Raw genomic sequence first — 14,340 nt, 5'->3', positions numbered from 1 at the left:
GAAAACTCCTGATCAGCGGGGCGCAAGGGGCCTAGGGCCGCCCGCGCGGGCGTTCCTTGGTGTTGAGCGCGCTTTTTACCCTTGTCGGGCCGGGTGTCAACCGAAAACGGGCGCGATCAGGCCCATCCAGATCGCCCCGGCCCCCGCCATCAGCGGCAGCACCAGCAGCAGGTCCAGTTTGCGCCCGATCAGCAACCCTGCCGCGATCAGCGACAGCACCAGCGCGCCGGGGTTCAGCGTGGCCAGGTCGGGCAGCCACAGCCGCGCGGGGCCAAGATCGACCCGCGCCACATCGGCAAAGAGGACATTGAGCCCGAACCACAGCGACAGGTTGAGGATGACGCCCACCACCGCCGCCGTGATGCCGCGAAGCGCGCCCCCCAGGCGCGGCTGGTGGGTGATCCACTCCACGTAAGGCGCAAAGGCGAAGATCCACAGGAAACAGGGCGTGAAGGTCACCCAGAGCGTGATGAGTGCCGCCAGCACGCCGCCCCAGAGCCCGCCCTGCCCCGCGCCTGCCATGAAGCCCACGAACTCGGTCACCAGGATCAGGGGGCCGGGTGTGGTCTCGGCCAGGCCAAGCGCATCCATCATCTGCCCGGTGTCCAGCCAGCCGAAATCGCCCACCACCGCCTGCACCATATAGGCCAGCACCGCGTAGGCCCCGCCGAAGGTGACCACGGCAAGCTTGGAGAAGAACAGCGCGACCTCTGCCATGACGCCCTCGGGCGCGATCAGCCACAGCGCCGCGACCGGCAGCAGCCACAGCGCCAGCCACAGCGCGATGGTGGCGAGCGTGCCAGTCTCCACGGGGCGCGCGGGCGCGGGGTCGCTGGATGTCCTGCCCATGGCCAGCGCCCCCGCCAGCGCGGCGCCCGCGATGATCAGCGGAAAGGGCAGATCAAAGGCGAAGAGCGCCAGGAACGCCGCTGCGGCCAGCCCGTAGGCCAGCCTTGAGGTCAGCGCCTTGCGCGCCACCCGGATCAGCGCCTCGATCACGATGATGATGACCGTGGCCTTGATCCCGAGGAAGAGTGCGGCGATCAACGGCACCTGCCCGAACGTCGAATAGAGCGCGGCCAGCACCAGGATCACCATCGCCCCCGGCAGCACGAACAGCCCGCCCGCCAGAAGGCCCCCGCGCGTGCCGCCCAATCGCCATCCGGCATAGGTGGCCAGTTGCATCGCCTCCGGCCCCGGCAAGAGCATGCAGAAGGAGAGCGCGTTGAGGAACCGCTGCTCGCTCAGCCACGCCCGCGTTTCGACAAGCTCGCGGTGCATCAGCGCGATCTGCGCGGCGGGGCCGCCGAAGCTCAAGAGGCCGATCCGCCCGAAGACGCGAACCATCTCGCGATATCCGATCTCCATCGCCTCAGCCCCGGCCCGGTCCGGGCCAGTCATGCCCCTCATCCACCCCGTCCCGCGCCCACCGGTAGAGCGCATCATAAAGCGGCAGGGCCGCCTCAAGCTGCGCATTGTCATCGCGGTATTGGCGCGAGAAGCCGACGCTTGCGGCCAGCAGCCCGGCGGCCTGCGGGGCGAGGTCATGCGCGTTGGTGTCGGCGCCGCCCGATCGGCGAAGCGCCGGATCAGGCAGGGGCAGGCCGCACCCGCACATGTGGCGGTCAGGGGTGATCAGGTTGAGGCCGGACATGGGTGGCATCCTCCTTGTCGGTCAAGGGTTGGGGATGCGGGCAGGTTCGGCCTTGGCCTCACGGGGGTTGCACGCAGGGATGCCCCCATGCCCCCACCATCCGGCCAGTCGGGCGATGCTGTCAACCCCGGCGGCGCGTCAGGGGGTGTACAGGGGGTGCATCGGGGGGTGTACGGGCGGGTGCCCCCCGAAAATGGGCCGCGGAGGCCGGTTCGTGGATGAAAATGCGCGGAGGGCCTGTAAGCCGGATTCTGTCCTCGGGCCGGGTTTCCCCGTCCGATGGATGACCATTCCTCTCGGCTGCCGGTTGCCCGACAGCTCTAGCTGCCAACCCGGATCTCTCGGGCTGAAGCGGCCCTGTGACACGCACGCGAGATCCCTATTTGGCATTGCTCCCGGTGGGGCTTGCCATACCGTCCTTGTTGCCAAGGCCGTGGTGGGCTCTTACCCCACCGTTTCACCTTTTCCCTGAAAAATCAGGGTAGTATCATTTCTGTGGCGCTGTCCGTCGGATCCGCGCGGGTTTCCCCGCCCCTCTCCGCCCGGGCGTTACCCGGCACCGCTGCTTCAGGGAGTCCGGACTTTCCTCGGTGCGGGGCTTGCACCGCAGGCCCCGCACCGCGCCGCGACAGTGTCTTTTCGCAAGAAAAGATCACGAGAGCGGCCCCGTCGAAGATTACAGAGCAAACACCGCGCCGCGGCCATCCAGCCCTCCGCGCGCTGTTCACCTAGGCGCTCGGCCCCCGCCGGTCAATGCCGAACCGTTCCGCGAGGTCGGTTATGATCGCCATATCCCGCGCATCAAACGGCCCATCAAAACAAGGCCGAAACCGCAATCGCACCGTTTGCAGCAGCAAATCGTCGTCCACCGCCGGATAACCGAACTCAAGCGCCGCCGCGCGGAACCGTTCCATATCCGGCGCCGGGGCATCGCGGTTATCGGGCCAGACCGCCAGCCCCTGCCGCGCCAGCCGCCGCCAGTCGAAGCGCGGGCCAGGATCGATCTTGCGCCCCGGCGCCATGTCGGAATGGCCGATGACGCCATGGGGGGGGATGTTCCAGCGGGCGAGGAGCGGAGCGAGGAGCCGCTCCAGCGCGTCCATCTGCGCCGCCGCGAAGGGCACCAGCCCGGTGTTGGACAGCTCGATCCCGATGGAGCGGGAATTGACATCGTCACGCCCCGCCCATGCGCCCGCGCCCGCATGCCAGGCGCGCATCTCCTCATCGACCAGCGCGCGGATCCCGCCTGCCTCCGAGATCAGGTAATGCGCCGAGACCTCGCGCGCGGGATCGCAGAGCACCCGTTCGGCGGCCTCGCAATCCGCCATCGCGGTGTAGTGGATCACCACAAGTTCGGGCCGCAACCCATTGCGCCGATTGGTGAAATTTGGCGACAGGCTCACTGGTTACGGGCAGCGGCGGCGGCGTTGCGGAAGACGCTCGGATCCCATCCGCAGGCATAGCCGTCGCCATCGGGGTCCAGCGCCTGCCGGTCGCGCTCTGGCCCTCCCGCGGCCAGGAACGCCTCCTGCGCCAGGTCGTCGGAGCGGTAGCTGCGGCAGTTGCGTTCATGCCGGTTGCCGGAGAACAGCGTGTTGCGCGAATAGACCTGCTGGCCCACGGGATGGGTCGTGGTGACGGCATATTCGATGATGTTCGGCCCCGCATTGCCGGTGCGCGCGGGCAGCGCGGTCGGCGCGATCTCGACGCGCTGTTCGATCATGCGCTGGCGGCGTTCGGCGTCGCTTTCGATGCTTTCGCGGGCGGAAACGGCGTCGAAATTCTGCTCATCCGAAATCGCGGCAGCGCCGGGGGTGGCTGCGGGGCGGGCCTCGGCGGCGGCAATCGCACCGCCCGCGACGGCGGCGATGTCGGCGGTGCTGCCCGCGGATTGGGCGGCAGGCGCTGACTGCGGTTGCGGGGCGGTGGCCCGCGCCGCGCGCGCCTGTGCCGTCGCATCATAGGGGCCGAACCCCACCCCGGTATCGTCCGGCACCCGCGCGCAGGCCGCCAGAGCCAGGAGGCCAAGCCCGAATGCCATCATGTTCCGCATTGTCCGTCCTCTGCCCAAATCGTCTTGCCGCAAGCGTTTTGACAGGGGTTTACCACCATTTCTCCGGTTTCGCCACAAAACCCGCCGCGCGTTCCAGCGCGTAGGCGGTGTTGAGCAGGTCGCCCTCTTCCCAGGGCCGTCCGATCAGTTGCAGCCCCACCGGCAGCCCGCGCGAATTCTGCCCCGTCGGCACCGCGATCCCCGGCAGACCGGCGAGGTTGACGGTCACGGTGAAGACATCGTTGAGATACATCTCGACCGGGTCGGTATGGGTCTGGCCCAACTCAAACGCGGCGGACGGCGTGGCGGGCGTCAGGATGCTGTCGACACCGGCTGCGAACGCCTCCTCGAAATCGCGCTTGATCAGGGCGCGGACCTTGCGGGCGCGATTGTAATAGGCGTCGTAGAAGCCCGCCGACAGCACGTAGGTGCCGACCATGATCCGGCGCTTGACCTCGGGCCCGAAGCCCTCGGCGCGGGTCTTCTCGTACATTTCGGTGATGCCGTCGCCCTGCGCCAGATCGGCCCGGTAGCCGAAGCGCACGCCGTCATAGCGCGCCAGATTGGACGACGCCTCGGCGGGCGCCACCACGTAATAGGCGGGCAGCGCGTATTTGGTATGCGGCAGCGAGATGTCGCGGATCTCGGCGCCCGCATCCTTGAGCATTTCCGCGCCGTCCTGCCACAGCCGCTCGATCGCGGCGGGCATGCCCTCCATGCGGTATTCCCTGGGGATGCCGATCACCTTGCCCTTAATATCGCCGGTCAGCATCGCCTCGAAATCGGGGACAGCCATATCGGCCGAGGTGCTGTCGCGCGCGTCATGGCCCATCATCGCCGTGCCCATGATGGCCGCATCGCGCACCGTCTTGGTCATCGGTCCGGCCTGGTCCAGCGACGAGGCAAAGGCCACGATCCCCCACCGCGAGCAGCGCCCATAGGTGGGTTTCAGCCCGACCGTGCCGGTGAAGGCGGCGGGCTGGCGGATCGAGCCGCCGGTATCGGTGCCGGTCGCGGCCAGGCACAGATCGGCGGCCACGGCGGCGGCGGACCCGCCCGAGGAGCCACCCGGCGTCAGCGGCGCGGTCGATCCTTCCGCGCGCCAGGGATTGACGGCATTGCCATAGACCGAGGTTTCGTTGCTCGACCCCATCGCAAACTCATCCATGTTGAGCTTGCCAAGCATCACCGCGCCCGCATCGCGCAGCTGCGCCGAGACGGTGGATTCGTATTCCGGCTTGAAGCCTTCGAGGATCTTCGATCCGGCCTGGCTGGCGACGCCCTCGGTGCAGAACAGATCCTTGATCCCCACCGGGATGCCGCACATGGCGGGCGCATCGCCCTTCGCGATTCTCGCATCGGCGGCTTTCGCCCGCTCCAGCGCGATCTCGGGCGTCTTGTGGACAAAGGCCCCAAGCGCATCCGCGCCCTCGATGGCGGCAAGGCAGGCCTCGGTCAGCGCGACCGATGTCGTCTCGCCCTTGCGCAGCGCGTCGCGCGCCTGCGTGATGGTCAGCGTGTTCAGATCGGTCATCATTCCACCACCTTCGGCACGGCAAAGAACCCCTCACGCGCATCGGGGGCGTTGGCCAGCACCTTGGCCTGCTGGTCCCCATCCGTCACCACATCGGCCCGGCGTGGCAGGCGCATCGGCGTGACCGAGGTCATCGGCTCGACGTTCTCCACATCCAGTTCGCCCAGTTGCTCGATGAAGCCGAGAATGGCGTTGAACTCATCGGCCAGCGCCGGCAGCGCCTCGGGCTCCACCTTGATGCGGGCCAGCTTGGCGACGCGGGCGGCGGTTTCGATATCAATGGACATGGAGCTTGGCCTACCTTTCCAGGGACTTCGGATCGCGCAAGGGTGTATCGCCGCGCGGGCGCGCCCGCAAGCGCCCCTTGACGGGGTTTTGCATTGAAACGCGGGCGCACCCGCCCATAGTTTGACAGCAACGACAGCACAGGAAGGGGAGAAGAGACATGAAGATCATCTGGCTTGGCCATGGCAGTTTCCGCATCGAGATCGGCGGCGAGGTCCTGCTGCTCGACCCGTGGTTCTCGGACAACCCGGTCTTTCCCGAGGACCGCAAGGGCGAGGCCACGCAAGGCGCCACGCATATCCTGCTGACCCATGCGCATTTCGATCACGTCGCGGATGTGCTGGATCTGGCGCGCGACCTGGATATTCCCGTCGCGGGCCAGTTCGACCTGATGAGCCATTGGGAGGAGCATGAGGGCATCAGCGTCATCGGCTTCAACAAGGGCGGCACGGTGATGTTGGGCGATGTCGCGGTGACGATGGTGAACGCGGTCCATTCCAGCAGCTTCGGAACCCCGGACGGCCCGCGCTATGGCGGCACCGAATGCGGCTTCATGATCAAGGGCGAGGGCCGCACGATCTATGTCTCGGGCGATACGGATGTGATGGCGGATATGGGCGTCTTCAATGATCTGCATGCGCCCGAGATCGGCATTCTCGCGGCGGGCGGTCATTTCACGATGGACATGGCGCGGGCGGGCTATGCGGCGAAAAAATTCTTCGATTTCAAGACCGTGATCCCCTGTCATTACAAGACTTTCCCGATTCTGGAGCAATCGGCGGAGACGCTCGTGCAGGCCCTGCCCGGTGTGGACGTGATCGAACCCGAAGTGATGACGGCGATCGAGTTGTAGCGGGGGGCAAGGCGCTTCGAAGCGCCTCATGCGCAATTTCGAAATTGCGTGTCACCGCCGCGCGGCAAAGAAGTCCCTGAGCAGGTCCGCCGCCGCGCGCTCGGCTATCCCGCCATAGACCTCGGGCTTGTGATGCGCCTGCGCGTGATCGAACACGCGCGGTCCCTGCGCCACGCCGCCCGATTTGGGGTCCGCCGCACCGTAATAGAGCCGCGCGATGCGCGCCGCCGAGATCGCGCCCGCGCAAGCCGTGCAGGGCTCCAGCGTCACGTAAAGATCGCAGCCCGCAAGCCGCTCCGAACCAAGCGCCGCGCAGGCCGCGCGAATGGCCAGCATCTCGGCATGGGCCGTGGGGTCGCATAGCTCCCGCATCCGGTTGCGCGCGCGCGCCAGCACCGCGCCATCCGGCCCGATCACCACCGCGCCCACGGGCACCTCGCCCGCGCGGGCGGCGGCGCGCGCCTCCTCCAGCGCAAGCGTCATGTGACTGGTAAACACCATGCCCACGGCAATCGCCGCTTTCCGCGCCGCTGTCAAATGCGGGCATTACCCCGGATCGCGCGGCAGAGCCCCCCGTGCGATCCGGGACAAGACCGAGGGTGCCCCCACCCAAGTTCCCTTTCCTAGCGCGGCGGAGGTTAATCGCGGGTTAACCCCGCATTCGCGCTTTCGCTTTTTCCCGCGAACCGCTACGCCCTAGCGCATGAGTGACGACACCCCCAAAGGCGACCGCATCGCCAAGCACCTCTCGCGCGCGGGCATCGCCTCGCGCCGCGCGGCCGAGCGCATGATCGAGGCGGGCCGCGTCAGCGTGAACGGCAAGACCATCACCAGCCCGGCGCTCAACGTGACCGAGTCTGACCGCATCGTGGTCGATGGCCGCGAAGTCGGAACCCCGGAACGCCCCCGCCTCTGGCTCTATCACAAGCCCGCCGGGCTGGTCACATCGGCCAGCGACGAGAAGGGCCGCGAGACGGTCTTCGACACCCTGCCCGAGGACATGCCGCGGGTGATGAGCGTGGGCCGGCTCGACCTCAATTCGGAAGGCTTGTTGCTGCTGACCAATGATGGCGGCATCAAGCGGCAGCTGGAACTGCCCTCGACCGGCTGGCTGCGCAAGTATCGCGTGCGGGTCAAGGGCGCGCCCTCCGAGGCGCTGCTGGAGACCTTGCGCAAGGGTGTCACCTCGGACGGCGAGAAATTTCAGCCGATGGATGTGAAATTCGACCGCCAGCAAGGGGCCAATGCCTGGCTGACCGTGGGCATCCGCGAGGGCAAGAACCGCGAGGTGCGCCGCGCCTTCGCCGAGATCGGGGTCAGCGTGAACCGGCTGCTGCGCGTCAGCTACGGCCCCTTCTGCCTCAACGATCTGAAACCCGGCGCGGTCGAGGAGATCAAGCCCAAGGTCCTGCGCGACCAATTGGGCATCGCCCTGCCGGACGGCCATGCCGAGGCCAAGGCGAAGCCGAAGCGCCCCGGCCCGAAGCGGGTCAAGAAACCCGCCCCGCGCAAACCGCGCTAGCCTTCGGCGTCATCCTCGGGCGTGATCATGTAGCGCTCGAAGAGCTTGGCTTGGAACATGAACACGGCGAAGAGGAAACCGGGCAGCACGAAGGTCTCGAAGGTCACCCAGAATTCCGTGGTTTGCGTGCGCCAGACGATCTCGTTGGCCAGTGCCATCGCCGCGAAGGCCGCGACCAGCCGCCTGGTCAGGATCATCCAGCCCTCTTCGCGCATCGGCATCATCTCGCCCATGACGAATTGCAGCCAGCTTTGCCCGCGCAGCAGGCCGATACCCAGGACCACGACGAAGAAGGCATAAACCAGCGTCGTCTTCATCTTGAAAAAGCGTTCATCGTCGAACCAGACCGTCAGCGCGCCGAAGACCACGACCAGCACGGCGGTGAATATCTGCATCCGGCTGAGCTTGCCGGTCAGGTGCCACAACGCCGCGATCGAGGCCAGCAAGAGCGGGACAAAGGCCGCCGTCACCACGATGAAGCCGTCATAGTCGTGGCCCGCGATGGTGAAGCTCTCGTCCTTCAGCCACAGATAGGCGATGAAGAACAGGATCGGGGGGCCCAGTTCCAGGGTGAATTTCAGGGTCGGGTTGACTTTGTGTTCTTCCATCTCGGCCTCGGGGTTCATGCGCCCATCTCAACTATCACCGCGCCCGCCGCAATCAACCCCATGAGGCACAAACGCCGCGGTCCGACGCGCTCTCCCAGCATCAGCCAGCCGATCAGCGCCGCGAATACGGTCGAGGTCTCGCGCAGCACCGCCGCCTGCCCCACCTGATCGAGCCGTGTGGCCAGCATGATCGAGCCGAAGCTGAGCACCGCGATGACGCCGCCGACGGCCCCGCGCAGGAAAAGCGGGCCAAGCGTCGGCGGGTCGGCCATGCGGCGATAGGCATATAGCGCGACCACGGGCATGGTGATGCCGTCGAGAAAGAAGAACCAGGCCAGGAAGGTGAAGGGATCGCGCGTGGCGCGGATGCCATAGGCGTCATAGGTCGTGTAGGCGGCCACGAAGAGCCCGGTCAGAACCGCCAGCCACAAGGCAGGCACCAGCGTCTCGCGCGCCACTGTGATGGTGCGCAGGTTATAGGCGGCGAGGCCGAATATGCCCGAAAGCAGCACCGCGACACCGGCCCATTGCAGCGGGCTGAACACCTCGCCGAACAACAGCCAGGCTCCGATCACGGCGAAAAGCGGCCCGGTGCCGCGCATGACCGGATAGACGACCGTGAACGCCCCGCGCCGGTAGCTGGCGACCTGCGCCGCCTTGTAGCCGATATGGATCGCCACCATGCCTGCGAAGATGGGCCACATATGGCGCTCCGGCCAGGGCACGAGGAAGAGGGCCACGGGCGCGGCCATCAGGCCATAGCTTGCGTCGATGATGCCCCGGCTGAGCAGCGGATCGTGCCGCCCCTTCTGTAACGCGCCGAAAACCGCGTGCAGGAACGCCGCCAGCAGCGCCAGCGCGGTCGCAAGCGTCGCGCCCTGCGGCGTCCCCGCGATGGAGACCAGCCAGCCGCTCATCGCAATTGCCCCGCCGCCGCACGCGGGCGGAACCAAACCCGCGCCTTGCGCATTGATCCGGCAACACGCCCCGCCGATGCGCGGGCCGAGCGGGCTGCGCGGGTCCGACAGCATGTCCGACAGCATGGAGGCGAGGAGGCGATATGTGGCAGACGATACTCAACGAGCTTGAGGGCGGTTTCGCCGCGGTCCCTCCCTTCATCGCGGGGATCAGGCTGGTCGTCGCGATGGTGCTTGGCGGCATCATCGGGTTCGAGCGGGAATGGCGGCAAAAGCCCGCCGGTCTGCGCACGCATATGCTGGTCTCGACCGCCGCCTGCCTCTTCATCATCGTCAGCCAGCAACTGGCCTCGATGCAGTTCGGCGCGGGCGATGCGCTGCGCGTCGATCCGCTGCGCCTGATCGAGGCGGTGACGGCGGGGGTCGCCTTTCTGGCGGCGGGGATCATCTTCACCTCGCACGGCAAGGTGCGCAACGCGACGACGGGCGCGTCGATGTGGCTGTGCGGGGCCATCGGCCTGGCCTGCGGATCCGGGCAGATTCCGTTGGCCGTGATGGCCACCATCATCGTGCTGGTGATCCTGTCGATCCTGGGGCTGATCTCGCGCCGGGTCGGCCAGGACTAGGCCCGGCACGGGCGGCGTCATTGTGCGCCGGTCAGGGCGCGGGCGAACTCCTCTGGGTCAAACGGCGCAAGGTCGTCGATCTGTTCGCCCACCCCGATGGCATGGATGGGCAGGCCGAAGCGGTCGGCCAGCGCCACCAGCACGCCGCCCTTGGCGGTGCCGTCAAGCTTGGTCATGACGAGGCCCGAGACATCGGCCAGTTTCTGGAAGGTCTCGACCTGGGAGAGCGCGTTCTGCCCCGTCGTCGCATCCAGCACCAGCAGCGTGTTATGCGGCGCGTCCGGATCCTTGCGGCGGATGACACGCACGATCTTGGCCAGCTCCTCCATCAGATCGGCGCGGTTCTGCAAGCGCCCCGCCGTGTCGATCATCAGAAGGTCGGCCCCGTCCGCCTCGGCCCTGGTCATGGCGTCGAAGGCCAGCGCCGCGGGGTCGGACCCTTCCGGCGCGGTCAGGACCGGCACACCCGCGCGGTCGCCCCAGACCTGCAGCTGTTCCACCGCCGCGGCGCGGAACGTGTCGCCCGCGGCAATCACCACGGACTTGCCGGCGGCGCGGAACTGGCTGGCGAGCTTGCCGATGGTCGTCGTCTTGCCTGAGCCGTTGACACCGACCACCAGCACCACCTGCGGCGTCTTGGGGTAGATCGGCAGCGGCTTGGCCACGGGCTCCATGATGCGGGCGATCTCGTCGCTCAGCAGCGCCTTGATATCCGCCGCCGTCATCATCTTGCCAAAGCGCCCCTCGGCCATGTTGGCGGTGACGCGCATCGCGGTCTCGACGCCCATGTCGGCAGTGATCAGAAGCTCCTCCAGCTCCTCCAGCATGTCGTCGTCCAGCGCCCGGCGCGGCGCCGCGCCGCGGCCCATCAGGCGCCCCATCAGGCCGGGCCTGGCGGAGGTCGGATCGGGGATCGGCGCCGGGATCGGCTCGGGCGTCGGCGTCAGCGCGGGCGACGGCACGGGACCGTGCGAGGGCACCTGCGGCGGCATCGGGGCGGTCGGTGGGGTCGCGGGGGCGTCATCGGCGGTCTCAGACCGCTCCTCCACCCCTTGCCGGATGTCCTCGCCCGCATCTTCGTCGGCGCCATCTTCGATAATCGCATCCAGCCCTTCGTCCAGTCGGGACGAGGATTTGAACATCCGATCCTTGAGCTTCTTGAAAAACGACATCGACGGTCTCCGCTTTGCTGACATCCACCTAATACGGGGGGCCGCCGGATGCAAAGGGCGGTGCCTCCGGCGGTCAATCCTCGAACCGGTAGGGGATGCGCGCGTCGGGGTAGGGCATCCGGCGCTTGTCGGGGTTGGCGGGGTCATAGGCGCGGGTCGGCATGTTGACGAAACTTGCGTCACCCTCGCCCTCGTTCATCACGCCATGCACGACATGGGCCGGGATGGTCAGGCGCAGCGGGTTGTCGGCCCCGGCATGGATCACCTGCATCTGGCCGCGCGTCGGGCTGCCCGGGCGGATATCGTAGAGCACGACGCGGAACCGCCCCTCGGTATAGGTCAGGCGGTCGGATTGGTGGTCATGATAGACCCAGGCCCGGATCGACCCCGGCCTGGCCGTGACCCTGTAGACATGCACGATCTCCTCCACGGGCGCGTGCAGCTGGCTCAACAGCACCACGAGGTCGCCGCGCTTGTCGGAATGCACGGCCAGCGGCTCGATCACCACGCCCTCGATCGGGGATGGCAGCGGGGCCGGGGGGGCGTCGCCCCGCCAGGGCGTGTCCTGAACGAAATCGTCGAGCGACGGGAGGGGGTGGTCGGGTCGGGTCATGTTGCGAATGCCTTTGGGATAAAAAGCCACCGACAGGTTCTGGCCGAGTTTCGGGGATTGGGCAAGCGTCGGTGCGGACGGATCCCGGTGCCCCCCACCCTCAAAGCCCGCCGATCACCCCATAGGCAATCAGCGCCTGCCCGCCCCAGTAGAGCGGCCAGACCGCGCGCCCTGCGTTGCGATGCACAGGCGTGCCGGGGGCAAGCCGGAAGATCTGCACCGACAGGATCACGTCCGAGGCCAGGAACATCGCCGCCCCGAGCAGGGCCAGCCGGAAGGCCGGGGCCAGCAGCAGCGCCGCCGCCCCCATCGCGGTGATGACCAGAACATAGGCGACGACCGGCCCGCGCAACCGGCCCGTGTAGGGCAGCAGCCAGCGCGCCGTAGACGGGGCCAGGAGGGCGAGGCCAATCAGCCCCGCATAGGCCGCCCAACCGGGATCTGAGGTATCTCCCCACCCCGGCAAGCCGGTAAAAAGCGCGATATAGGCCAGATGCGACAGGGCAAAGACGACGAGCCCCCTCAGGAATGCCCCCTGCCCCGGCCGCGACAGGAAGAAATCGCCCAAGGCCCCCAGGGCCAGCGCCAGAACCAGCAGCCACGGGCCACCCGCGACAAGGCTCGCCAGCGCCAGGGCCGCCGTCGCCCCGGTCTTGATCGCGGAACGCGACCCGCTTTTCGGCGCGCCGAGCAGTCCCTGATAGGCCAGCGCCGCCGCCAGCCCAAGGGCCGCCAGCGTCCAGGTCATATCTCGTCGGCGAAATGCTTCATCACCATGCGGATCGGATTCGGAGCCGCCTGCCCCAACCCGCAGATCGAGGCATCGCCCATGGCCACGCAAAGCTCCTCCAGCAGCGGCTGGTCCCAGGTCTCGGCCTGCATCAGCTTGACCGCCTTTTCGCAGCCGACCCGGCAGGGCGTACATTGACCGCAGCTTTCATCCTCGAAGAACCGCAGCATGTTCAGCGCTGCATCGCGGGCATTGTCCTGATCCGACAGCACCACGATGGCCGCCGAGCCGATGAAGGTGCCATGCTCCTGAAGCACGTCGAAATCCATCGGGATATCGGCCATGCTTGCGGGCAGCAGCCCCGCAGACGGACCGCCGGGCTGGTAGGCCTTGAAGCTGTGCCCTTCCGCCATGCCGCCGCACGCCTCGATGATCTCATTCATCGTCGATCCGGCAGGCAGCAGGTAGACACCGGGGGTCTTGACGCGCCCCGAGACCGAATAGCTGCGCAGACCCCTGCGCCCGTTCTTTTCGACACCAGACAGAACCTCCGGCCCCTCGCGGCAGACCCGCGCCACCCAGTGCAGCGTCTCGACATTATGCACCAGCGTGGGCCGGTCGAAGACGCCCACCTGCGCGACGAAAGGCGGGCGGTGGCGCGGCAGGCCCCGCTTGCCCTCGATCGATTCGATCATCGCGCTTTCCTCGCCGCAGATATAGGCGCCCGCGCCCCGGCGCAGGTCGATATGGCCCGGCTCCACGATCCCGGCCTCCTCCAGCGCGGCAATCTCGCGGCGCAATATCTCCAGCACCGCCGGGTATTCGTCGCGCATGTAGATGAAGCAGGTCTCGGCCTCGACCGCCCAAGCCGCGATCAGCATCCCCTCCAGCATCAGGTGCGGAGTGCGTTCCAGGTAATAGCGGTCCTTGAAGGTGCCGGGCTCGCCCTCGTCGCCATTGACGGCCAGGTAGCGGGGGCCGGGATTGGCGCGCACGAAGCCCCATTTCTTGCCCGAGGGGAACCCCGCCCCGCCAAGCCCGCGCAGGCCCGAGGCGAGCACGGTTTCCTGCACCGCCTCCCAGTCGCCGCCCGCGCGCAGCTTGTCCAGCACCTCGTAGCCGCCCGAGGCGCGGTAGGCCGCAAGCGTTTCATATTCGGGGATCACCGGATGCGTATGGCCGCCCGCAATCGCCGCCTGCACCTTGTCGGCCGTGGCGTGGTCGATATGGGCATGGCCAAGCTCCAGCACCGGCGCGGTGTCGCAGCGGCCCATGCAGGGCGCGCGCAGCACGCGGACATGGCCGGGGTCCAGCCCCTCCTCCAACGCTTGCTGCAACGCCTCCGCCCCGGCCAGTTCGCAGGACAGCGAATCGCAGACCCGGACGGTCAGCGAGGGCGGCGGGGTCTCGCCTTCGCGCACCAGGTCGAAATGGGCATAGAAACTGGCAACCTCGTAGACCTCGGCCTGCCCCACCCGCATTTCCTCGGCCAGCGCGCGGATATGGGCGGCGCTCAGATGGCCGAAACTGTCCTGGATCAGGTGCAGATGCTCGATCAGCAGGTCGCGCCGCCGGGGCCGGTCGCCCAGAAGCGCCTGCACTTCCTCAAGGGCCACATCCTCGACCTGGCGGCCCTTGGGCGTGCGCCGCCCCTTGCCGCGCCCCGATTTCCACACACCCTTGTCCTGATCCAGCGCCATCGCGGTGGCCCCCCTTGCAGCCCGTCTTTCCCCCTTCTAACGCGTCCATCCCGACCGCGCCCCCCAAAACCGA

Annotated in this window: 15 protein-coding genes, 1 other RNA gene and 1 pseudogene; 3 read left to right on the top strand and 14 right to left on the bottom strand. The window is 67.6% G+C overall.

The features are described 5' to 3' along the window. Positions 1-96 precede the first annotated feature (96 nt). The 7 genes and pseudogenes from chrA to gatC all read right to left on the bottom strand — a co-directional run bounded on the left by chrA (position 97) and on the right by gatC (position 5,528). Entirely contained in the window at positions 97-1,410 is a 1,314-nt protein-coding gene (chrA, locus tag HNS34_RS01945; RefSeq protein ID WP_407925843.1) for a chromate efflux transporter, read from the bottom strand. Next, a pseudogene (locus tag HNS34_RS01940) lies at positions 1,373-1,564 on the bottom strand (chromate resistance protein ChrB domain-containing protein); the annotation flags it as partial. The gene chrA and the pseudogene HNS34_RS01940, both read right to left, overlap by 38 nt. Positions 1,565-1,878: 314 nt before the next feature. Continuing rightward, positions 1,879-2,281, bottom strand: an RNA gene (gene rnpB / locus HNS34_RS01935) — RNase P RNA component class A. 101 nt (positions 2,282-2,382) lie between these two features. Then, positions 2,383-3,057 carry an N-acetylmuramoyl-L-alanine amidase gene (locus HNS34_RS01930; RefSeq protein WP_172317433.1) on the bottom strand — a complete coding sequence of 225 codons (675 nt, stop codon included), beginning with the start codon at positions 3,055-3,057 and terminating at the stop codon, positions 2,383-2,385. Next, a complete protein-coding gene (locus HNS34_RS01925; RefSeq protein ID WP_235952581.1) occupies positions 3,054-3,707 on the bottom strand; it encodes a hypothetical protein in 654 nt (217 codons plus the stop codon). The genes HNS34_RS01930 and HNS34_RS01925 overlap by 4 nt, the downstream gene beginning before the upstream one ends. Before the next feature lie 49 nt (positions 3,708-3,756). Beyond that, on the bottom strand, positions 3,757-5,241 hold the full coding sequence (gene gatA / locus HNS34_RS01920; protein WP_172317431.1) for an Asp-tRNA(Asn)/Glu-tRNA(Gln) amidotransferase subunit GatA: 1,485 nt from the start codon (positions 5,239-5,241) through the stop codon (positions 3,757-3,759). Then, positions 5,241-5,528, bottom strand: coding sequence for an Asp-tRNA(Asn)/Glu-tRNA(Gln) amidotransferase subunit GatC (gene gatC, locus HNS34_RS01915; protein WP_172317429.1), 288 nt, complete (start codon positions 5,526-5,528; stop codon positions 5,241-5,243). Before gatC ends, gatA begins: the two co-directional genes overlap by 1 nt. Before the next feature lie 158 nt (positions 5,529-5,686). Here gatC and HNS34_RS01910 point away from each other — a divergent pair, with 158 nt between their 5' ends. Beyond that, a complete protein-coding gene (locus tag HNS34_RS01910; RefSeq protein WP_172317427.1) occupies positions 5,687-6,379 on the top strand; it encodes a metal-dependent hydrolase in 693 nt (230 codons plus the stop codon). Positions 6,380-6,430: 51 nt separating this feature from the next. On the opposite strand, the gene HNS34_RS01905 is transcribed toward HNS34_RS01910, so the two are convergent. Beyond that, positions 6,431-6,880, bottom strand: coding sequence for a nucleoside deaminase (locus tag HNS34_RS01905; protein WP_172317425.1), 450 nt, complete (start codon positions 6,878-6,880; stop codon positions 6,431-6,433). A 202-nt stretch (positions 6,881-7,082) separates the two neighbouring features. Here HNS34_RS01905 and HNS34_RS01900 point away from each other — a divergent pair, with 202 nt between their 5' ends. Further along, entirely contained in the window at positions 7,083-7,901 is an 819-nt protein-coding gene (locus HNS34_RS01900) for a pseudouridine synthase (protein ID WP_172317423.1), read from the top strand. Here the strand turns inward: HNS34_RS01900 and HNS34_RS01895 are convergent. Both HNS34_RS01895 and HNS34_RS01890 read right to left on the bottom strand, forming a co-directional pair. Further along, positions 7,898-8,509, bottom strand: a complete 612-nt coding sequence (locus tag HNS34_RS01895) for an inner membrane-spanning protein YciB (protein ID WP_172317898.1) — start codon at positions 8,507-8,509, stop codon at positions 7,898-7,900. The two genes, HNS34_RS01900 and HNS34_RS01895, sit on opposite strands and share 4 nt — an antisense overlap. 14 nt (positions 8,510-8,523) lie before the next feature. Continuing rightward, positions 8,524-9,426: an EamA family transporter gene (locus HNS34_RS01890; protein WP_172317896.1), complete on the bottom strand. Its 903-nt coding sequence runs from the start codon at positions 9,424-9,426 to the stop codon at positions 8,524-8,526. A 143-nt stretch (positions 9,427-9,569) separates the two neighbouring features. On the opposite strand from HNS34_RS01890, the gene HNS34_RS01885 reads away from it, so the two are divergent. After that, positions 9,570-10,052: an MgtC/SapB family protein gene (locus HNS34_RS01885; RefSeq protein ID WP_172317421.1), complete on the top strand. Its 483-nt coding sequence runs from the start codon at positions 9,570-9,572 to the stop codon at positions 10,050-10,052. Between the two features lie 17 nt (positions 10,053-10,069). Here HNS34_RS01885 and ftsY read toward each other — a convergent pair whose 3' ends face one another. From ftsY to HNS34_RS01865, 4 genes are all read right to left on the bottom strand, one after another. Next, positions 10,070-11,224: a signal recognition particle-docking protein FtsY gene (gene ftsY, locus HNS34_RS01880; RefSeq protein ID WP_172317419.1), complete on the bottom strand. Its 1,155-nt coding sequence runs from the start codon at positions 11,222-11,224 to the stop codon at positions 10,070-10,072. 73 nt (positions 11,225-11,297) lie between these two features. Further along, positions 11,298-11,837 (bottom strand): dTDP-4-dehydrorhamnose 3,5-epimerase family protein, encoded by a 540-nt coding sequence (locus HNS34_RS01875; RefSeq protein ID WP_172317417.1) that lies wholly within the window; start codon positions 11,835-11,837, stop codon positions 11,298-11,300. Between the two features lie 100 nt (positions 11,838-11,937). Beyond that, complete coding sequence (locus HNS34_RS01870; protein ID WP_172317415.1) at positions 11,938-12,585, bottom strand: lysoplasmalogenase; 648 nt, start codon at positions 12,583-12,585, stop codon at positions 11,938-11,940. Then, positions 12,582-14,267: an NAD(P)H-dependent oxidoreductase subunit E gene (locus HNS34_RS01865; protein WP_172317413.1), complete on the bottom strand. Its 1,686-nt coding sequence runs from the start codon at positions 14,265-14,267 to the stop codon at positions 12,582-12,584. Before HNS34_RS01865 ends, HNS34_RS01870 begins: the two co-directional genes overlap by 4 nt. Positions 14,268-14,340: the final 73 nt, after the last annotated feature.

The organism is Alterinioella nitratireducens, assembly GCF_013155465.1.
Classification (GTDB): Bacteria; Pseudomonadota; Alphaproteobacteria; order Rhodobacterales; family Rhodobacteraceae; genus Alterinioella; species Alterinioella nitratireducens.
The sequence above is the reverse complement of the archived record's forward strand: the minus strand, read 5'-3'. Positions and strand labels throughout refer to the sequence as shown.